Below are 19,492 nucleotides of genomic sequence, written 5' to 3' on the forward strand. Positions count from 1 at the left end.
GACCGACTTTCTTTCCGTCTTGCCTTGCCACCGAAAAGAACCATGAGACTTCTTCCCAAGATAATTGCGTCCACCTTGCTGACAGGCTGGCTGTGCACCCAGGCGATCAGCGCGCATGCCGCGATCGATCCGGCGCTGCTCAAGCCGCTGGCCGGCGACGACCCTGATGCGCGTATCGCCGCCGTCACGCAGATCGCTGCGCTGGCCAATGCCGACGCCCAGAAAATCCTCAATGCCATCAACAGCGATGCGCTGTACGCCACGCCTGCCGGCGACGTGCTGATCATCGAAGACAGCGATGCCTTCAATCCCGCCACCGACAAGACCGGCCCAGCGCCTGACGACGCCGAGGGCATCACCATCAACAATCGCCTGCGCGGTGTCGTCGAAGGTGCGCTGTCGGGACTCAAGCTGTTCTCGCCGGATCGCGCCACACGGCTGACGGCTGCGACGGAATTGCTGAAGACCGCCGACGCTGCGCAAACCCCGCTGATCAGCAAGGCGCTGGCGGCGGAAAAGGATCCGCAAATCCAGGAAGTGCTCAAACAGGTTGTCGCCACCGCCAACCTGCATGCACCTGACGCGGCAGCACGCAAGGCCGCCGTCAAAGCGCTGGCCGAGACTACCAACGCCAACCTGAAGCCGGTGCTGGAACAAATGCTGGCCAAAAATCCTGACGGCAGCTATGTCGAAACCGATGAAGGCGTGCGCATCGAAGCAGTCCGCACGCTGTCGGCGCTGGACCGCCATCTATCCATCACCGAGTTCGTCGGCAAGCTGTTCTACGGCGTCTCGCTGGGCAGCGTGCTGCTGCTGGCCGCGCTGGGCCTGGCGATCACCTTCGGCCTGATGGGCATCATCAACATGGCGCACGGCGAACTGCTGATGATCGGCGCGTACACAACGTATGTGTGCCAACTGGTGTTCCGCAAATTCTTCCCGGGCGCAATCGACGCCTACATCGTCGTCGCGCTGCCGGCTGCCTTCATCGTTGCGGCGGCCGTCGGCATCGCGCTGGAGCGCCTGGTGATCCGCTGGCTCTACGGTCGTCCTCTCGAAACCCTGCTGTGCACCTGGGGCATCAGCCTGATGCTGATGCAAGGCGTGCGCTCGATCTTCGGAGCGCAAAACGTCGAGGTCGCCAACCCGAGCTGGATGTCGGGCGGCATCACCGTGCTGGGTTCGCTGGTGCTGTCGTACAACCGTATCGTGATCATCTTCTTCGCGCTGTTCGTGGTGTTCGCGGTGTGGCTGATCCTGAACAAGACACGGCTCGGCCTGTTCGTGCGCGCCGTCACGCAGAACCGCCGCATGGCCGATTGCGTGGGTGTCTCGACCGGCAAGATTGACATGATGACCTTCGGTCTCGGTTGCGGTATCGCCGGTCTGGGCGGCGTGGCCTTGTCGCAGCTTGGCAATGTCGGCCCCGACCTCGGCCAAGGCTACATCGTCGACTCCTTCATGGTGGTGGTGCTGGGTGGCGTCGGCCAACTGGCCGGCACCGTGATCGCCGCGTTCGGCCTGGGCGAGGTGAACAAGTTCCTGGAGCCGGTCGCCGGCGCCGTGCTGGCCAAGATCGCCATCCTCGTGTTCATCATCGTGTTTATCCAAAAGCGCCCGCAAGGCCTGTTTGCACTGAAAGGCAGGAGCGTGGAATGAGTACTCTGAATCTTCCCCTTAAACCTTCGCTGTTTTCACGTCCGGCGTGGATCGGGATCGTGGTCTTTACCGTGATCCTGGGTCTGCTGCCCATCCTCAACCTGATCTTCCCGGCCAGTCATCCGCTGTCGATTTCCAGCTACACCATCGCACTGATCGGCAAGTTCATGTGCTACGCGATGGCGGCGCTGGCGCTGGATCTGGTGTGGGGTTATACCGGCATCCTGTCGCTCGGCCACGGCGTGTTCTTTGCGCTGGGCGGCTATGCGCACGGCATGTACCTGATGCGCGCCATCGGCCGCGACGGCGTGTATCAGAGCAATCTGCCGGACTTCATGGTGTTCCTCAACTGGAAAGCCTATCCGTGGTACTGGTGGATGACCGAGCACTTCTGGTTCGCCATGCTGCTGGTGGTGCTGGTGCCGGGGCTGCTGGCCTTCGTGTTCGGTTACTTCGCCTTCCGTTCGCGCATCAAGGGCGTGTACTTCTCGATCATCACGCAGGCAATGACCTTCGCCTTCATGCTGCTGTTCTTCCGCAACGATACGGGCTTCGGCGGCAACAACGGCTTCACCGACTTCAAGCGCATCCTCGGCTTCACGATCACGGCGCCGTCGACCAAGGCGGTGCTGTACCTGGTGACGCTGGCGTTCCTGCTCGGTTCCCTGCTGCTGTGCCGCGCCATCGTGACGTCGAAGCTGGGCCGTGTGCTGCAGGGCGTGCGCGATTCCGAATCGCGGCTGATGTTCATCGGCTACAACCCGCTGTGGTTCAAGCTGTTCGTGTGGACGTTATCGGCGGTGCTGTGCGGCATCGCGGGTGCGCTGTACGTGCCGCAGGTCGGCATCATCAATCCGTCCGAAATGTCGCCGGCCAACTCGATTGAAATGGTGATCTGGGCGGCTGTCGGCGGCCGCGGCTCGCTGCTCGGCCCGATCATCGGCGCGTTCACCGTCAATGGACTCAAGAGCTGGTTCACCGCCGCCTTCCCGGACCTGTGGCTGTATGCGCTGGGACTGATCTTCATCCTGGTGACGCTGTTCCTGCCGCAAGGCATTCTGGGTCTGATCAAGAAACTGAAGAAACAAGATCCCGCCAAGGAGGCCGCATGAGCGAAATGTATAACCGGGCGGCGCCGCAAGAGACCGTCGACAACGGCCAGCACGCTGACCACGGCACCTCGTATGCACGCATCAAGCAGGACGGCCTCGACACCTCCCACGGCGCCATCCTGTATCTGGAAAACATCACGGTCTCGTTCGACGGTTTCAAGGCGATCAACAACCTCAACCTCGACATCTCGGTCGGTGAACTGCGCTGCATCATCGGTCCCAACGGCGCCGGCAAGACCACCATGATGGACGTCATCACGGGCAAGACGCGGCCGACTGCCGGCACCGCATTCTTCGGCCAGACCATCGACCTGACCAGGATGACCGAGTACGAAATCGCCCACGCCGGCATCGGCCGCAAGTTCCAGCGGCCGACGGTGTTCGAGCAGCATTCGGTATTCGAGAATCTTGAGATGGCGATGAAGATGGACAAGCGCGTGAAGACGACCTTGTTCGCGCGCCTGAATTCGGAGCAAGTCGGCAAGATCGAGGAGATCCTCAAACTGATCCGTCTGAACGGTCAGGAAAACCGCGTCGCCGGCCTGCTCTCGCACGGCCAGAAGCAGTGGCTGGAAATCGGCATGCTGCTGATGCAGGAGCCGCAATTGCTGCTGCTCGACGAACCGGTGGCCGGCATGTCCGATGCCGAAACCGTGCGCACGGCGGAGCTGCTCAACGAGCTGCGCGGCAAGCATTCGATCATGGTGGTGGAGCATGACATGGGCTTCGTCGAAGAGATTTCGCAAGGCGGCAAGGTCACCGTGCTGCACGAAGGCTCGGTGCTGGCCGAAGGCACGATGCAGCAAGTGCAATCGGATGATCGCGTGATTGAAGTGTACTTGGGCCGCTGAACTTAGGCCGCTGGATCCGGAGACGAGAAGAATATGCTGCAAGTCAATCAACTGAACCAATACTACGGCGCCGCGCATACGCTGCGCGGCGTGTCGATCAATGTCGAAAAAGGCAAATGCCTGTCCCTGCTCGGCCGCAACGGCGTCGGCAAGACCACCCTGCTGAAATGCCTGATGGGCGTATTGCCTGTCGCCGCCGGCAACGTCACGCTGGAAGGCAAGGACATCACGCGCCTCAAACCACATCAACGCGCTGCGCTCGGCATCGCCTACGTGCCGCAGGGCCGCGAGATTTTTGCACGCCTGACCGTCGAAGAGAACCTGCTCATGGGCATGGCCACCCAATCCGGCCGCAAGGCGTCGACCATCAAGGGTGAAGTCTACGAACTGTTCCCGGTGCTCAAGGAAATGCTGCACCGTCGCGGCGGCGATCTGTCGGGCGGTCAGCAGCAGCAACTGGCGATCGCCCGCGCGCTGCTGGCCGAACCGAAACTGATCATCCTCGACGAACCGACCGAAGGCATCCAGCCGTCCATCATCAAGGACATCGGCCGCGTCATCAGCTTGCTGCGCCAGCGCGGCGACATCGGTATTTTGCTGTGCGAGCAGTATTTCGATTTTGCACGCGAACTGGCCGACACCTTTGTCGTGATGTCGCGCGGCGAAGTGGTGGCCTCGGGCGTGCAGGCGGAGATGGATAACGAGGACGTGAAGAAACATCTGGCGGTGTAGTGCATTCGGCGCGCGGTATGCGCCATGTTGCCGGATGATCAAGTCAGGCCGGCGTGCGTTTTGCCTGCAGGTCTGCTATAAACGAAGGCCTGCGCTGCTCTCCATCCTCATGTCGCACAATCAGAATATTGCATGAAACGTATCATCGATCCTGCCGCTGCCGTCACGGAATCGGACCTCAACGTCCCTGCCGCCAACCGCCATGAAAAGGCGCGGCTGACGCTGGGCTTCGCCGACGATGCCGGCACCACGCGCATGATCGAGCGCAGCCACTTCGGCCCGCTGCGCGTGCAGAAGCCGCTGTACCCAGAACACCCCGCCGTCTGCCACGCCGTCATCGTGCATCCGCCGGGCGGCATCCTCGGCGGCGACGTACTGAACATTTCCGCCCGTGTCGGCGACAACGCCCACGCGTTGCTGACCACGCCGGGCGCCGGCAAATGGTATCGCGCCAACGGTTTCGTCTCGCAGCAGCAGGTGTCGCTGACGGCAACCGCCGGCGCGGCGCTGGAATGGCTGCCGCAGGAGACCATCTTCTTCAACGATGCCGACGTGCGCATGGAACACTCGGTCGACCTGGCCGCGGATGCCTGTTATATCGGCGGCGAGATCCTGTGCTTCGGCCGCACCGCGTCGGGAGAGTCTTTCAATAGCGGTCGCGTGAGCCAGTGCACCAGCATTCGTCGCGGCGGCAAGCTGGTCTGGTTTGAACAGGGTACCTTGCGTGCAGGCACTTCGTCGATGACGAGTCCTTTGGCGCTGGCCGGTTTTACGGTAAGCGCCACGCTGATTGCAGTGGGCCTGCCGATCAACGCCGCCTTCCTCAGCGAACTGCGCGAACAGACCGGCGCGTTGACGCGGGATAGCAATGACCGCACTGGCGCGACGCAGATGAAACAGGTATTGGTGCTGCGCTATCTGGGCAACTCCAGCCAGGCGGCGCGGCAATGGCTGACGCATGCATGGCAGCGCATCCGTCCTGAATTGATGCAGCGCGAGGCTATTGTCCCGCGCATCTGGAATACATAAATAAGCAGTACCTGGACACAATCGAGGAGAACGCATGGAACTCACCCCACGGGAAAAAGACAAGCTGCTGATTTTCACGGCAGCGCTGGTGGCCGAACGGCGCAAGGCGCGCGGCCTGAAGCTGAACTATCCGGAGGCAGTGGCACTGATCACCGCCGCCATCATGGAAGGCGCACGCGACGGACGCACCGTCGCCGAACTGATGTCGGAGGGGACGAAGATCCTGTCGCGCGCCGATGTCATGGATGGCGTGGCGGAGATGATTCCGGATATCCAGGTTGAAGCGACCTTCCCGGACGGCAGCAAGCTGGTCACGGTTCACCACCCTATTCCTTGAGAGGCGCCATCATGATTCCAGGAGAAATGCTGGTCGAACCCGGCGACATTGAGCTCAATGTCGGGCGCCGCACGGTAAGCGTGACCGTCGCCAACAGCGGCGATCGCCCGATCCAGGTCGGATCGCATTTTCATTTTTTCGAGACCAATCCGGCGCTCAGGTTTGATCGCCAGACCGGTTACGGCATGCGCCTGAACATCGCCGCCGGCACCGCTGTCCGCTTCGAGCCGGGCCAGGAACGCACGGTGGAACTCGTGGCGCTGGCTGGTGAGCGCAAGGTCTATGGTTTCAATGCCAAGGTGATGGGCGCACTCGACAAGAAGGGAAATAAATAATGGCCAAGATTTCACGTCAGGCTTATGCCGAGATGTTCGGCCCCACCGTCGGCGACCGTTTGCGCCTGGCCGATACCGAGCTGTTCATCGAGGTCGAGAAGGATTTCACGACCTATGGCGAAGAGGTCAAGTTCGGCGGCGGCAAGGTGATTCGCGATGGCATGGGCCAGTCGCAGCGCAACTACAAAGACGTGATGGACACCGTCATCACCAACGCCGTGATCGTCGACCACTGGGGTATCGTCAAGGCCGACATCGGTATCAAGGGCGGCAAGATCGCCGGCATCGGCAAAGCCGGCAACCCTGACATCCAGCCCGACGTCACCATGGCCATTGGCGGCGCCACCGAAATCATCGCCGGCGAAGGCATGATCGTCACGGCCGGCGGCGTCGACACGCACATCCACTTCATCTGCCCGCAGCAGATCGAAGAAGCGCTGATGAGCGGCGTCACCACGATGATCGGCGGCGGCACCGGACCGGCGGTCGGCACTGCAGCGACGACTTGCACGCCTGGTCCGTGGCACATCCATTCGATGTTGTCGGCGGCGGATGCGTTTCCGATGAATCTCGGCTTCCTCGGCAAGGGCAACGTCAGCTTGCCGACGCCGCTGGAAGAACAGATCCACGCCGGCGCCATCGGCCTCAAGCTGCATGAAGACTGGGGCTCGACTCCCGCGGCGATCGACAACTGCCTGTCGGTGGCGGATCGCCTCGACGTGCAGGTGGCGATTCACAGCGACACGCTCAACGAGGGCGGCTTCCTCGAACATACGCTTGCCGCTTTCAAGGACCGCACCATCCACACCTTCCACACCGAAGGTGCGGGCGGCGGTCATGCACCGGACATCATCGCGGCCGTCGGCGAAGGCAACGTGCTGCCCTCGTCGACCAATCCCACGCGGCCTTACACCGTCAATACGCTCGACGAGCACCTGGACATGCTGATGGTCTGCCATCATCTCGATCCTGCGATTGCCGAGGACATCGCCTTCGCGGAGTCGCGCATCCGCCGCGAGACGATCGCTGCAGAAGATATCCTGCACGACATCGGCGCGATCTCGATGATGTCGTCCGACTCGCAGGCCATGGGCCGCGTCGGCGAAGTGATCATGCGGACCTGGCAAACGGCGCACAAGATGAAAACGCAGCGCGGCTCGCTGGCCCAAGATCCTTCGCGCCACGACAATTTCCGCGTCAAGCGCTACATCGCGAAGTACACCATCAACCCCGCGATCACCCATGGCATCTCGCATGTGGTCGGATCGCTGGAAGTGGGCAAGGTCGCCGATATCGTCTTGTGGAAACCGGCCTTCTTCGGCGTCAAGCCGTCGATGATCCTCAAGAGCGGCATGATCGCCGCAGCGCAGATGGGCGATCCGAATGCGTCGATCCCGACGCCGCAGCCGGTGCATTACCGCATGATGTTCGGTGCGTACGGCGGCGGCTTGAAGACCTCGATGACGTTCGTCTCGCAATCCGCTTTCGACGCCGGCATCGGCGACATGCTCAAGCTCAGCAAGCCGGTCGTACCCGTGAAAGGCATGCGCAACCTGCGCAAGCGCGACATGATCCACAATGGCTTGACACCGAAGATGGAAGTCGATTCCGAAACCTACGAAGTGCGCGCCGACGGCGAGTTGCTGGTGTGCGAGCCGGCCAAGGTGCTACCGCTGGCGCAACGCTATTTCCTGTTCTGAAGAAAATCATGCTGACCCTGAACACCAAGATCGAACACGCCGAGAAGATCGACGGCGAATTGCTGTTACCTTACGACCAGCGCGAGAAGAGCCGGCTGCGCGCCACCCTGCTGTCGGGCGAGGACGTTGCCGTCTTCACCGTACGCGGTACGGTGCTGCGCAACGGCGATCTGCTGCGCGGCGATGACGGCCGCGTGGTGAAGATCAATGCCGCCAAAGAGGCGACTTATCGCGTCGAGGCCGCTTCGCCGCATCAGCTGCTGCGCTGCGCCTTCCATCTCGGCAATCGCCACACGCAGGCACAGGTCGGCGAAGGTTTCCTGCGCATCCGCAAGGATCCGGTGCTCAAGGAAATGCTGGAAGGCCTGGGCGCTCTGGTGATTGAAGAAGAGGCCGCGTTCGAGCCGGAGTCAGGCGCCTACGGCGGCGGCCATCATCACCACGGCGACGACCATCATCATCCGCTGGCGCCGATTCCGGTGCGCCAGAAGATTCATCGGCCGGGCGACAAGTCCTGATTCCCGGATCATCCATGCAAGCACAGGCCCTGCTCCATTTGCTCCAGCTGACCAGTCCGTCGCTGCCGATCGGCGCGTACAGCTATTCGCAAGGACTGGAAGCGGCCATTGAAAACGGCACGGTGAAGAACGAAGCCGGTGCGCGCGCGTGGATCGTCGATTCGCTGCATGAGGTCGTTGCGCGTTTTGAAGCGCCGATTTTGTGGCGCCTGCTGCAGGCATTTTCTGCGCGCGATGCAAGCGCGGTTGCGATGTGGAATGAGCGTTTCATCGCAGCGCGCGACACTGCCGAGTTTCGCGCGGAGACGATACAGATGGGATATTCGCTGAGCAAACTGGCCATCGATCTGAAGATCGGCGACGAGTCCTTGCTCGATCTGATGGTGACGCAAGGCGAAGTGCCGTTGCCGACGGCGCTGGCTTATTCCGCCGTGGCGCTGAACGTACCGCATGACGCGGCACTGCTCGGCATGCTGTTCGCTTGGGCTGAAAATCAGGTGCTGGTTTGCGTCAAGTCGGTGCCGCTCGGCCAGGTTGCCGGGCAGCGCTTGCTGCTGTCGCTGCAGCCGGAGCTGGACGCGGCCGCAAGGACCGCGCAGGAACTGGCTGACGACGAGTTGTCGAACTGGTCGCCCGGCCTGTCGCTGCTGTCGATGCAGCACGAAGTGCAATACAGCCGTTTGTACCGTTCCTAGTGTGTGGGCCTGGCAGTTGGCCAGATACCCAGATTCATTTGAATTTTTATAGAATCCGTTTTTAATCGAGACAATCATGAGCAATCCTTCCTCTCCCAATCCATTGCGCGTCGGCATCGGCGGCCCGGTCGGTTCCGGCAAGACGGCGCTGTGTGAAATGTTGTGCAAGCGCATGCGCGACCGTTACGACATGGCCGTCATCACCAATGACATCTACACCAAGGAAGATATGGAGATCCTGCTGCGCGCCGATGCGCTGCCGGCGGAGCGCCTGATGGGTGTCGAGACCGGTGGCTGTCCGCATACGGCGATCCGCGAGGATGCCTCGATCAACCTCGAAGCGATCGCGCGCATGAGTGCGGATTTCCCGGATCTGGACCTGATACTGGTAGAATCCGGCGGCGACAATCTGGCGGCAACGTTCAGTCCCGAATTGTCGGACCTGACCATTTACGTGATCGACGTCGCCGGCGGCGAGAAGATTCCGCGCAAAGGCGGCCCCGGCATCACGCGTTCGGATCTGCTGATCATCAACAAGACCGATCTGGCGCCTTATGTCGGCGCCAATCTGGACATCATGGCCCAGGACGCCAAGCGCATGCGCGGCGACCGGCCGTTTGTGTTCACCAATTTGCGCAGCGGCGACGGTGTCGAGACGGTGATTGAGTACATCCGCAAGCAAGGCTTGCTGGATGAGAAGAAGTGAAGTGGAAGACTGGTTGCCACCTTGGTTCGTTTGGCGCATGAGCGCATTCACAAGATTTATTTGAAGGAGAAAAACATGTTCCGTATTTCCAGCAAAAACCTCGCACGCGCGAGCGCGCTGACCATCGCGGCGCTGACCAGCACCAGCGTGCTGGCGCATCCCGGCCACCCGGATTCGCTGATGTCCGCGTCGATGAGTTTCGGCGCCGGCTTCAGCCATCCTTTTTCTGGCGTGGATCACTTGCTGGCGATGCTGGCGGTCGGTCTTTGGGCCGCGCAAAACAAGCGTTCGGCGATGTGGGTGTTGCCGCTAGCGTTTCCGCTGATGATGGTGGTTGGCGCGCTGCTGGCGTTTGCCGGCTTGAGCATTCCTGCTGCTGAAACAGGCATCGCCGCTTCTGTGGCGGTGCTTGGCTTGCTGATCGCCTTCGCTGTGCGCATGCCTTTGTGGGCAAGCACTGTGGTCGTGTCCTTGTTTGCGGTGTTCCATGGCTATGCGCACGGCAGTGAATTGCCGCACGGTTCCTCGGCCGCGCTATATGGCGCCGGCTTCGTGCTGGCTACGGCATTGCTGCATGCGGCCGGGCTCGGGATCGGCCTGTTTGCGGGCAAGCAGATGGCGGACAAGCTTGTGCGTATCGGCGGCGTCGGTATTGCCGCAGTCGGCGTCTATTTGCTGGCCGCTGCTTAATTGAATTGAAGCCTGATTGAGGTGAAGCGGCATCCTGCGGGGTGCTCGCTGCGCCGGGCAGGATGAAGGGAGGGCTGCGTCGAAGGACGCGGCCCTTTTTGTTTGTACCCTCGGATCTTGATGGATATCGCAGATGGGTCTACACCCGGTGTTTAAGTATATTTGCCGTCGGAGGCCGTAGGTGTGATTTTTTGTTCTCTTTGTTCTTCATCTCTCTTCCTCATTCCTCATCCAAGGCGCGAACCGATCCAGCTTCGCTAAGTACCGGAACACGAAATGGTAGCCGGATGCCTGGCGTGCTTTTCCACGTACTTCCCAGGGGGCGAGCGCGGCCGACTTGGGGCGCCATGATTTATATCTCCCATCTGCGTGCAGCAGATGTCCAGCCGTCCATATATGATATTTCTGCACGCAAAACTATTCGTTCTTCGCTTAATTGACTGCAACTGTCAGTGGGTATTCCTGCCGAGGCTGGAACGATCAGGTATCGCTCCGCCTGAGAGAGCCGATATTTTTTGAATATCGCGCAGTTGGGAGAGATCTCGACCAAGCCCATTGATCAGTAATTAGAAGAAGCAGGTACCGGCATGGAGAGGGAAGAACAAGAGAATGAGGCCGTCCGGAAGCCAGGATTTTCCTGCGTGAGGTGGAGATGGCGGGTTAAAGCGGAGAGGTATAGCGGATGCCGGCGGGTCAAACGCGGAGACTGGGGAGCAGGCGAAGTGGAAGTGAGGCAGGAAGGAGAGCATTACAAATAACGCGGACAGCAAAAAGCCCCACACCTTTCGGTATGGGGCTTGAGCTTAATTAATAGCCTGACGATGACCTACTTTCACACTGGTTGCAGCACTATCATCGGCGCGAAGTCGTTTCACGGTCCTGTTCGGGATGGGAAGGGGTGGTACCAACTTGCTATAGTCATCAGGCATAACTTGTAGTGTTGCTTGGGTCCCGTTGAAGCTGGGTTGCCAAACAACGCAATCTGGGAAGAAGTAAATATATTGGGTGTGATGCACAAGGCAAACACATAAAACTCTAAAGCTATAACAGCTAATGTTATAGGGACAAGCCGCACGGGCAATTAGTATCAGTTAGCTTAACGCATTACTGCGCTTCCACACCTGACCTATCAACGTCCTGGTCTCGAACGACCCTTTAGGGGGGTTAAACCCCCGGGAAGTCTCATCTCAAGGCGAGTTTCCCGCTTAGATGCTTTCAGCGGTTATCTCTTCCGAACTTAGCTACTCGGCAATGCCACTGGCGTGACAACCGATACACCAGAGGTTCGTCCACTCCGGTCCTCTCGTACTAGGAGCAGCCCCCTTCAAACTTCCAACGCCCACGGCAGATAGGGACCAAACTGTCTCACGACGTTTTAAACCCAGCTCACGTACCACTTTAAATGGCGAACAGCCATACCCTTGGGACCGGCTACAGCCCCAGGATGTGATGAGCCGACATCGAGGTGCCAAACTCCCCCGTCGATATGAACTCTTGGGAGGAATCAGCCTGTTATCCCCAGAGTACCTTTTATCCGTTGAGCGATGGCCCTTCCATACAGAACCACCGGATCACTATGTCCTACTTTCGTACCTGCTCGACTTGTCAGTCTCGCAGTTAAGCACGCTTATGCCATTGCACTATTAGCACGATGTCCGACCGTACCTAGCGTACCTTCGAACTCCTCCGTTACACTTTGGGAGGAGACCGCCCCAGTCAAACTGCCTACCATGCACTGTCCCCGATCCGGATAACGGACCAAGGTTAGAACCTCAAACAAACCAGGGTGGTATTTCAAGGATGGCTCCATAGAGACTGGCGTCCCTACTTCAAAGCCTCCCACCTATCCTACACAGATTGGTTCAAAGTCCAATGCAAAGCTACAGTAAAGGTTCATGGGGTCTTTCCGTCTAGCCGCGGGTAGATTGCATCATCACAAACATTTCAACTTCGCTGAGTCTCGGGAGGAGACAGTGTGGCCATCGTTACGCCATTCGTGCAGGTCGGAACTTACCCGACAAGGAATTTCGCTACCTTAGGACCGTTATAGTTACGGCCGCCGTTTACTGGGACTTCAATCAAGAGCTTGCACCCCATCATTTAATCTTCCAGCACCGGGCAGGCGTCACACCCTATACGTCCACTTTCGTGTTTGCAGAGTGCTGTGTTTTTATTAAACAGTCGCAGCCACCTTTTTATTGCAACCCGTTTGTCCTTCTGGCGCAGGCCAGTCAAACTACTAGGGCGTACCTTATCCCGAAGTTACGGTACAAATTTGCCGAGTTCCTTCTCCCGAGTTCTCTCAAGCGCCTTAGAATACTCATCTCGCCCACCTGTGTCGGTTTGCGGTACGGTCTCGTTAGACTGAAGCTTAGAGGCTTTTCTTGGAACCACTTCCGATTGCTTCGCGAACAAGTTCGCTCGTCCCATACCCTTGAATTACGCTGCCGGATTTGCCTAACAGCCTTCTCTGATACAGGAACCGGGACATCCAACACCCGGACAACCTTCCGCGATCCGTCCCCCCATCGCATCTAACGACGGTGCAGGAATATTAACCTGCTTCCCATCAGCTACGCATCTCTGCCTCGCCTTAGGGGCCGACTCACCCTGCTCCGATGAACGTTGAACAGGAAACCTTGGGCTTACGGCGTGGGGGCTTTTCACCCCCATTATCGCTACTCATGTCAGCATTCGCACTTCTGATACCTCCAGCATCCTTTACAAGACACCTTCGCAGGCTTACAGAACGCTCTCCTACCATATCAATAAATTGATATCCGCAGCTTCGGTGACTGGCTTAGCCCCGTTACATCTTCCGCGCAGGACGACTCGATCAGTGAGCTATTACGCTTTCTTTAAAGGATGGCTGCTTCTAAGCCAACCTCCTGACTGTTTTAGCCTTCCCACTTCGTTTTCCACTTAGCCAATCTTTGGGACCTTAGCTGGCGGTCTGGGTTGTTTCCCTCTTGACGCCGGACGTTAGCACCCGACGTCTGTCTCCCAAGCTCGCACTCATCGGTATTCGGAGTTTGCAATGGGTTGGTAAGTCGCGATGACCCCCTAGCCATAACAGTGCTCTACCCCCGATGGTGATACTTGAGGCACTACCTAAATAGTTTTCGGAGAGAACCAGCTATTTCCAAGTTTGTTTAGCCTTTCACCCCTACCCACAGCTCATCCCCTAATTTTTCAACATTAGTGGGTTCGGTCCTCCAGTGCGTGTTACCGCACCTTCAACCTGGCCATGAGTAGATCACTTGGTTTCGGGTCTACACCCAGCGACTGAACGCCCTATTCGGACTCGATTTCTCTACGGCTTCCCTATTCGGTTAACCTTGCCACTGAATGTAAGTCGCTGACCCATTATACAAAAGGTACGCAGTCACCCCTTACGAGGCTCCTACTGTTTGTATGCACACGGTTTCAGGATCTATTTCACTCCCCTTCCGGGGTTCTTTTCGCCTTTCCCTCACGGTACTGGTTCACTATCGGTCGATTACGAGTATTTAGCCTTGGAGGATGGTCCCCCCATGTTCAGACAGGATTTCACGTGTCCCGCCCTACTTGTCGCAAGCCTAGTTCCACACTACTGATTTCGTATAAGGGGCTATCACCCTCTATGGCCGGACTTTCCATTCCGTTCTACTATCAATGGTGCTAAATCTTGCAGGCTGGTCCCATTTCGCTCGCCACTACTTTGGGAATCTCGGTTGATTTCTTTTCCTGCAGCTACTTAGATGTTTCAGTTCGCCGCGTTCGCTTCACAGACCTATGTATTCAGTCAGTGATACCCTTGCGGGTGGGTTTCCCCATTCGGAAATCTGCGGATCAAAGCTTGTTTGCTAGCTCCCCGCAGCTTATCGCAAGCTACTACGTCCTTCATCGCCTGTAATCGCCAAGGCATCCACCATGTGCACTTATTCACTTGTCCCTATAACGTTAGCCTCTGTTCCCAGAGAGCGTTATAGAGTTTTTTGAGTTTAGCGTTTGCCGTATTGCCAAAGTAAGTCTTCTAATTGCTAAGATCACTTCGTAATACTTTGATTGATACAATCACACCCATCAACTTCTCACACAAGGACAGAAATCCTGGCGCTCGTCGTTGACGAATACTTTACTTCTTCCAGATTGTTAAAGAACAAAAACAGCTATTGATCACTAAAAGACCAAACCTAAATCCACACGCTTTTGCATGCGACTTAGGTTTGATGTTTCTGGTGGAGGTTGACGGGATCGAACCGACGACCCCCTGCTTGCAAAGCAGGTGCTCTCCCAGCTGAGCTAAACCCCCGAAACTCTTTGGTGGGTCTGGTTGGGCTCGAACCAACGACCCCCGCGTTATCAACACGGTGCTCTAACCAGCTGAGCTACAGACCCGCTTGGATCAGTAATCAGCAGTCAGCCAGCAGACTATGCCGCCGCCGCAACCGATATAACTGTTCTTCTTTACTAACAGACGATAAGTGTGAGCGCTTAAATCATGCGCACTCTAGAAAGGAGGTGATCCAGCCGCACCTTCCGATACGGCTACCTTGTTACGACTTCACCCCAGTCACGAACCCTGCCGTGGTAATCGCCCTCCTTGCGGTTAGGCTAACTACTTCTGGCAGAACCCGCTCCCATGGTGTGACGGGCGGTGTGTACAAGACCCGGGAACGTATTCACCGCGACATGCTGATCCGCGATTACTAGCGATTCCAACTTCATGGAGTCGAGTTGCAGACTCCAATCCGGACTACGATACACTTTCTGGGATTAGCTCCCCCTCGCGGGTTGGCGGCCCTCTGTATGTACCATTGTATGACGTGTGAAGCCCTACCCATAAGGGCCATGAGGACTTGACGTCATCCCCACCTTCCTCCGGTTTGTCACCGGCAGTCTCATTAGAGTGCCCTTTCGTAGCAACTAATGACAAGGGTTGCGCTCGTTGCGGGACTTAACCCAACATCTCACGACACGAGCTGACGACAGCCATGCAGCACCTGTGTTACGGTTCTCTTTCGAGCACTCCTAAATCTCTTCAGGATTCCGTACATGTCAAGGGTAGGTAAGGTTTTTCGCGTTGCATCGAATTAATCCACATCATCCACCGCTTGTGCGGGTCCCCGTCAATTCCTTTGAGTTTTAATCTTGCGACCGTACTCCCCAGGCGGTCTACTTCACGCGTTAGCTGCGTTACCAAGTCAATTAAGACCCGACAACTAGTAGACATCGTTTAGGGCGTGGACTACCAGGGTATCTAATCCTGTTTGCTCCCCACGCTTTCGTGCATGAGCGTCAGTGTTATCCCAGGGGGCTGCCTTCGCCATCGGTATTCCTCCACATATCTACGCATTTCACTGCTACACGTGGAATTCTACCCCCCTCTGACACACTCTAGCCATACAGTCACAAATGCAATTCCCAGGTTGAGCCCGGGGATTTCACATCTGTCTTGTATAACCGCCTGCGCACGCTTTACGCCCAGTAATTCCGATTAACGCTTGCACCCTACGTATTACCGCGGCTGCTGGCACGTAGTTAGCCGGTGCTTATTCTTCAGGTACCGTCATTAGCCCCAGGTATTAACCAAGACCGTTTCTTCCCTGACAAAAGAGCTTTACAACCCGAAGGCCTTCTTCACTCACGCGGCATTGCTGGATCAGGCTTGCGCCCATTGTCCAAAATTCCCCACTGCTGCCTCCCGTAGGAGTCTGGACCGTGTCTCAGTTCCAGTGTGGCTGGTCGTCCTCTCAGACCAGCTACTGATCGTCGCCTTGGTGAGCTTTTACCCCACCAACTAGCTAATCAGATATCGGCCGCTCCATGAGCATGAGGTCTTGCGATCCCCCACTTTCATCCGTAGATCGTATGCGGTATTAGCTAATCTTTCGACTAGTTATCCCCCACTCTAGGGCACGTTCCGATATATTACTCACCCGTTCGCCACTCGCCACCAGGAGCAAGCTCCGTGCTGCCGTTCGACTTGCATGTGTAAGGCATGCCGCCAGCGTTCAATCTGAGCCAGGATCAAACTCTTCAGTTCAATCTCTGTTTTGCCATTGCTGGCTGATTCTTTCGAATCGGTCACTCACTCAAAATACTGACAGATAATTTCTTACCTATATTTCTTCGTGAGCGTTTAAAAATATTTAAAGTTTCCAGACCCGAAGGTCTGTCGCACTTCATTAAACGCCCACACTTATCGACTGTTAATTTTTAAAGAACCTTGCCTGCTTCGCGCCGCACCGAAGTGCCGCTTGCGTCGCTGTCAAATCGTTTTGTTTGTCAGCAGCAGAGAAACGAGATTATGTAGTGTTTTTTAATTTGCGTCAACTACTTTTTTAACGCTTCACTAAAAATTTTTACTACCAACTTCTCACTTCCTAAAACCTTTTTTACTTCCTTTCCCCACCTCCGGCGCGCTGCGTCTTGCTGTTTGCTGCGTCGCTCTGTCAGCGGGGAGGCGAACTATAGCAAAGCTTTTCCAATCCGTGCAACTGTTTTTGAAAAATTATTTAAACTTTTTATCCTCACTCCCCGCAAACCCGCTACCGCTCTGGATTTGCGCCGGTAAATAATTTTTAAAACAAAAACGCCGAGGCCATCCCTGACGGGATGGCCTCGGTTTTCTTGCTTAACTACCGGTGATTAGCAGTGCAGCAAATTAGCTGCTCTTGATGGTCAGTTCGCTCTTCACGTCCTTCACGCCGTCGATCGCTGCCGCCAGCTGCAATACGTGCTGGCCGGCGTCGGCATTAGGCACTGCGCCGGCCAGGGTGACGATACCCTTCTTGGTGGTGACCTTGATCTTCAGGGCCGACACCTGGCTGTCTTCAACGAAAGCGGCCTTGACCTTGGCGGTGATGACGGAGTCGTCTACATAAGCGCCGGCTTTCTGCGTAGTGCTGGCGGAGGACGAACCGGTGGAAGTATCCGCTGCGTAGACGGCAGGGGCCGCAGTGGCGGCGGTCAGGAAGGCGGCGGCAACCAGTGTCGAGATGGCTTTGGTCTTTTGCATGATGAGGTCCTTATAGTGTGAAAAAGAAAGACAACGCATTCGCGCTACCTGCCCTCTCTTTCGCAAAGGCCATGCCAGGATGAATTAATTCAATGATTTCAACGACTTGGCGTATTCTGGCCGAATCCGCCGGCGATTTCTCGCCCAAAACCGCCGTTTTTCGTCGCCTGAGAGCGACGCCCTGCCAAACTCAAATCCTAAACCATTGATTTCAAAGGATTTACTCTTGTCGCTCGACGGCGACGTCGTCCTCATCTCCGCGGAAAAGCCGTGGATCCAGCCCATTCTTCTGTAATAGACGATAGAACTCGGTCCGATTGCGGTCGGCCAGCCGTGCCGCATCGGTGACGTTGCCGTCGGTCAATTTCAGCAGCTGAATTAGGTAGTCGCGCTCGAACCGCTGCTTGGCATCCGCATAGCGCAGGACCTCCAGCGCCGGCACCCGCAAGGCGCGCTGCACCAGCGCAGCCGGGATCAGCGGCGCGGTCGACAAGGCGCACACCTGCTCGACCACGTTATATAGCTGGCGCACGTTGCCGGGCCAGGACGCCATCATCAGTATTTCCAGCGCATCGGGAGCGAAGCCGTTGAGCTTCTTCTGGTACCTGGCGGCGATTGCCTGCAGGAAATGATTGGCCAGCAGCGCAATATCCTCACGCCGCTCGACCAGCAGGGGCAGCGCCAAGGTGACCACGTTGAGCCGGTAATAGAGATCTTCGCGGAAGGAGCCGTCGGCCATTGCCGCATCCAGGTTGCGATGGGTCGCCGACAGGATGCGCACGTCCACCGTAGTGCTGTCATTGGAGCCGACCGGCCGCACCGTGCGCTCCTGCAGCACGCGCAGCAGCTTCACCTGCAGCGGCAACGGCATGTCGCCGATCTCGTCGAGGAACAGCGTGCCGCCGTCGGCCGCCTGGAACAAACCCTTGCGATGCTCGACCGCGCCGGTGAAGGCGCCCTTGACGTGGCCGAACAGCTCCGACTCCAGCAACTGTTCGGGGATCGCGGCGCAGTTGACCGCGATGAACGGCGCCTTGGGGCGGCGGCTGGCGCGGTGGATCGCGCGCGCCAACAATTCCTTGCCGGTGCCGCTTTCGCCGCGGATCAGGATGCTGGCATCGGACACCGCCACCAGGCGCGCTTCCGACAGCACTTCCGCCATGCGCGGGCTGCGGCTGATCAATTCTTCGCGCCAGGCATCGTCGGCATTGCCGTCAGCCGACGCGGTCAGGCTGAGCGCCTGCTCGATCTTGGCCAGCAGGATCTTGGCGTCGTAGGGCTTGGTCAGGTAGGCGAAGGCGCCGCGGGTGGTGGCCTCGACGGCGTCCGGAATGGTGCCGTGCGCGGTCAGCAAGATCACCGGCAGCGCCGGATATTGCGCGCGGATCTCGTCGAACAGCGCCAGCCCGTCCTTGCCCGGCAGGCGGATATCGCTGATCACCAGCGCCGGCAGGTCGATCGCCAGTTGCGCCTGGGCCGCTTCCGCGCTCGCCACGGCGGTCACGCGGTAACCGTTCGCGGTCAGGCGCAGCGACAGCAATTGCAGCAAATCAGCGTCGTCATCGACCAGCAGCAGGTGGCGCGGTGTGCTCATCTATATAAGGGGACGCTATTTGGGCTGGCCGGGCAGGGTGCGCTCGATGTTCTTGAGCGCCTCCAGCTTTTCGCTCAGCTGGTCGAGGCGGCGCTGATTATCGCGCGCCTGCTGGCCGGCCTTCTCGGCGTTGTCGCTCAGGCGGCGCATCTCGGCGTAATTGCTCACCAGCAGTTGCGCCAGCGGCTTCAGCGCGACCGCATCGGAGTCCGTCGCGCTGAGCACCGATCCGAGTTGCGCCTGCGCCTTCGTCAGGTCGCCGGCGTCGTGCGTCAGTCCCAGCACCATGGCTTTTTGCATGGCCAGCATGGCGCCGCCGTGACGCGCATTGAGCGCCTGCAGCTCGCGCCCCAGCTCCTGCGGCGACAAGCGGCGCAAGGATTGGTGATACGCCAGCAGATCGTCCATGCCGCCCACGGTCGTGACCAGCTTGACGGTGGCGGTCGGCGCCTCCGGCGCGGGCGTGGCGCAGGCGGCCAATAATAGAGTCAGCAGCAGGGGAAGTAGTCTGGATTTCATGATTGATCAGTG

Annotated in this window: 15 protein-coding genes, 2 tRNA genes and 3 rRNA genes; 12 read left to right on the forward strand and 8 right to left on the reverse strand. The window is 58.1% G+C overall.

The window, feature by feature from the left end; genetic code table 11:
• Window positions 1-42 precede the first annotated feature (42 nt).
• From urtB to F506_RS19495, 12 genes are all read left to right on the forward strand, one after another.
• Window positions 43-1,659: an urea ABC transporter permease subunit UrtB gene (urtB, locus tag F506_RS19440; protein ID WP_053200159.1), complete on the forward strand. Its 1,617-nt coding sequence runs from the start codon at window positions 43-45 to the stop codon at window positions 1,657-1,659.
• The gene (gene urtC / locus F506_RS19445; RefSeq protein ID WP_053200160.1) at window positions 1,656-2,771 is read left to right on the forward strand and encodes an urea ABC transporter permease subunit UrtC; all 1,116 of its coding nucleotides are present in this window, start codon (window positions 1,656-1,658) and stop codon (window positions 2,769-2,771) included. The genes urtB and urtC overlap by 4 nt, the downstream gene beginning before the upstream one ends.
• Window positions 2,768-3,622 carry an urea ABC transporter ATP-binding protein UrtD gene (gene urtD, locus F506_RS19450; RefSeq protein ID WP_053200162.1) on the forward strand — a complete coding sequence of 285 codons (855 nt, stop codon included), beginning with the start codon at window positions 2,768-2,770 and terminating at the stop codon, window positions 3,620-3,622. The genes urtC and urtD overlap by 4 nt, the downstream gene beginning before the upstream one ends.
• Before the next feature lie 33 nt (window positions 3,623-3,655).
• A complete protein-coding gene (gene urtE / locus F506_RS19455) occupies window positions 3,656-4,354 on the forward strand; it encodes an urea ABC transporter ATP-binding subunit UrtE (protein WP_053200164.1) in 699 nt (232 codons plus the stop codon).
• A 132-nt stretch (window positions 4,355-4,486) separates the two neighbouring features.
• Window positions 4,487-5,383, forward strand: coding sequence for an urease accessory protein UreD (locus tag F506_RS19460; RefSeq protein WP_053200165.1), 897 nt, complete (start codon window positions 4,487-4,489; stop codon window positions 5,381-5,383).
• A 34-nt stretch (window positions 5,384-5,417) separates the two neighbouring features.
• Window positions 5,418-5,720 carry an urease subunit gamma gene (locus F506_RS19465; protein WP_007881339.1) on the forward strand — a complete coding sequence of 101 codons (303 nt, stop codon included), beginning with the start codon at window positions 5,418-5,420 and terminating at the stop codon, window positions 5,718-5,720.
• Between the two features lie 11 nt (window positions 5,721-5,731).
• Entirely contained in the window at window positions 5,732-6,055 is a 324-nt protein-coding gene (locus F506_RS19470) for an urease subunit beta (protein ID WP_053200166.1), read from the forward strand.
• Complete coding sequence (gene ureC / locus F506_RS19475) at window positions 6,055-7,755, forward strand: urease subunit alpha (protein ID WP_053200168.1); 1,701 nt, start codon at window positions 6,055-6,057, stop codon at window positions 7,753-7,755. The genes F506_RS19470 and ureC overlap by 1 nt, the downstream gene beginning before the upstream one ends.
• An 8-nt stretch (window positions 7,756-7,763) precedes the next feature.
• Window positions 7,764-8,273, forward strand: a complete 510-nt coding sequence (gene ureE, locus F506_RS19480) for an urease accessory protein UreE (protein WP_053200169.1) — start codon at window positions 7,764-7,766, stop codon at window positions 8,271-8,273.
• A 14-nt stretch (window positions 8,274-8,287) separates the two neighbouring features.
• Window positions 8,288-8,968: an urease accessory protein UreF gene (locus F506_RS19485; protein WP_053200171.1), complete on the forward strand. Its 681-nt coding sequence runs from the start codon at window positions 8,288-8,290 to the stop codon at window positions 8,966-8,968.
• Window positions 8,969-9,044: 76 nt separating this feature from the next.
• Window positions 9,045-9,674, forward strand: coding sequence for an urease accessory protein UreG (gene ureG / locus F506_RS19490; protein WP_053200173.1), 630 nt, complete (start codon window positions 9,045-9,047; stop codon window positions 9,672-9,674).
• Window positions 9,675-9,749: 75 nt separating this feature from the next.
• Entirely contained in the window at window positions 9,750-10,364 is a 615-nt protein-coding gene (locus F506_RS19495) for a HupE/UreJ family protein (RefSeq protein ID WP_053201803.1), read from the forward strand.
• An 813-nt stretch (window positions 10,365-11,177) separates the two neighbouring features.
• On the opposite strand, the gene rrf is transcribed toward F506_RS19495, so the two are convergent.
• The 8 genes from rrf to F506_RS19535 form a co-directional block, all read right to left on the reverse strand.
• Window positions 11,178-11,290 (reverse strand): 5S ribosomal RNA (gene rrf / locus F506_RS19500).
• A gap of 134 nt (window positions 11,291-11,424) precedes the next feature.
• A 23S ribosomal RNA gene (locus F506_RS19505) occupies window positions 11,425-14,298 on the reverse strand.
• Between the two features lie 284 nt (window positions 14,299-14,582).
• Window positions 14,583-14,658: transfer RNA gene (locus tag F506_RS19510), tRNA-Ala, on the reverse strand.
• Between the two features lie 9 nt (window positions 14,659-14,667).
• Window positions 14,668-14,744: transfer RNA gene (locus F506_RS19515), tRNA-Ile, on the reverse strand.
• 116 nt (window positions 14,745-14,860) lie between these two features.
• Window positions 14,861-16,392: ribosomal RNA gene (locus F506_RS19520) — 16S ribosomal RNA — on the reverse strand.
• The 16S, 23S and 5S rRNA genes sit together here with 2 tRNA genes alongside, the layout of an rRNA operon.
• 621 nt (window positions 16,393-17,013) lie before the next feature.
• The gene (locus F506_RS19525; protein ID WP_053200176.1) at window positions 17,014-17,367 is read right to left on the reverse strand and encodes a BON domain-containing protein; all 354 of its coding nucleotides are present in this window, start codon (window positions 17,365-17,367) and stop codon (window positions 17,014-17,016) included.
• 220 nt (window positions 17,368-17,587) lie between these two features.
• The gene (locus F506_RS19530) at window positions 17,588-18,961 is read right to left on the reverse strand and encodes a sigma 54-interacting transcriptional regulator (RefSeq protein ID WP_053200178.1); all 1,374 of its coding nucleotides are present in this window, start codon (window positions 18,959-18,961) and stop codon (window positions 17,588-17,590) included.
• 15 nt (window positions 18,962-18,976) lie between these two features.
• Complete coding sequence (locus tag F506_RS19535; protein ID WP_053200180.1) at window positions 18,977-19,480, reverse strand: hypothetical protein; 504 nt, start codon at window positions 19,478-19,480, stop codon at window positions 18,977-18,979.
• Between the last annotated feature and the right edge of the window lie 12 nt (window positions 19,481-19,492).

The sequence above is a fragment of the Herbaspirillum hiltneri N3 genome (genome assembly GCF_001267925.1).
GTDB classification, from domain to species: Bacteria; Pseudomonadota; Gammaproteobacteria; order Burkholderiales; family Burkholderiaceae_D; genus Herbaspirillum; species Herbaspirillum hiltneri.

Bases quoted from the DNA above. Each gene is read 5' to 3' on its own strand.
- ureE (WP_053200169.1), top strand. From the start codon at position 7,764: ATGCTGACCCTGAACACCAAGATCGAACACGCCGAGAAGATCGACGGC.
- F506_RS19470 (WP_053200166.1), top strand. From the start codon at position 5,732: ATGATTCCAGGAGAAATGCTGGTCGAACCCGGCGACATTGAGCTCAAT.
- F506_RS19460 (WP_053200165.1), top strand. From the start codon at position 4,487: ATGAAACGTATCATCGATCCTGCCGCTGCCGTCACGGAATCGGACCTC.
- urtB (WP_053200159.1), top strand. From the start codon at position 43: ATGAGACTTCTTCCCAAGATAATTGCGTCCACCTTGCTGACAGGCTGG.
- urtE (WP_053200164.1), top strand. From the start codon at position 3,656: ATGCTGCAAGTCAATCAACTGAACCAATACTACGGCGCCGCGCATACG.
- urtC (WP_053200160.1), top strand. From the start codon at position 1,656: ATGAGTACTCTGAATCTTCCCCTTAAACCTTCGCTGTTTTCACGTCCG.
- F506_RS19485 (WP_053200171.1), top strand. From the start codon at position 8,288: ATGCAAGCACAGGCCCTGCTCCATTTGCTCCAGCTGACCAGTCCGTCG.
- F506_RS19530 (WP_053200178.1), bottom strand. From the start codon at position 18,961: ATGAGCACACCGCGCCACCTGCTGCTGGTCGATGACGACGCTGATTTG.
- ureC (WP_053200168.1), top strand. From the start codon at position 6,055: ATGGCCAAGATTTCACGTCAGGCTTATGCCGAGATGTTCGGCCCCACC.
- F506_RS19465 (WP_007881339.1), top strand. From the start codon at position 5,418: ATGGAACTCACCCCACGGGAAAAAGACAAGCTGCTGATTTTCACGGCA.
- F506_RS19525 (WP_053200176.1), bottom strand. From the start codon at position 17,367: ATGCAAAAGACCAAAGCCATCTCGACACTGGTTGCCGCCGCCTTCCTG.
- F506_RS19495 (WP_053201803.1), top strand. From the start codon at position 9,750: ATGTTCCGTATTTCCAGCAAAAACCTCGCACGCGCGAGCGCGCTGACC.
- F506_RS19535 (WP_053200180.1), bottom strand. From the start codon at position 19,480: ATGAAATCCAGACTACTTCCCCTGCTGCTGACTCTATTATTGGCCGCC.
- ureG (WP_053200173.1), top strand. From the start codon at position 9,045: ATGAGCAATCCTTCCTCTCCCAATCCATTGCGCGTCGGCATCGGCGGC.
- urtD (WP_053200162.1), top strand. From the start codon at position 2,768: ATGAGCGAAATGTATAACCGGGCGGCGCCGCAAGAGACCGTCGACAAC.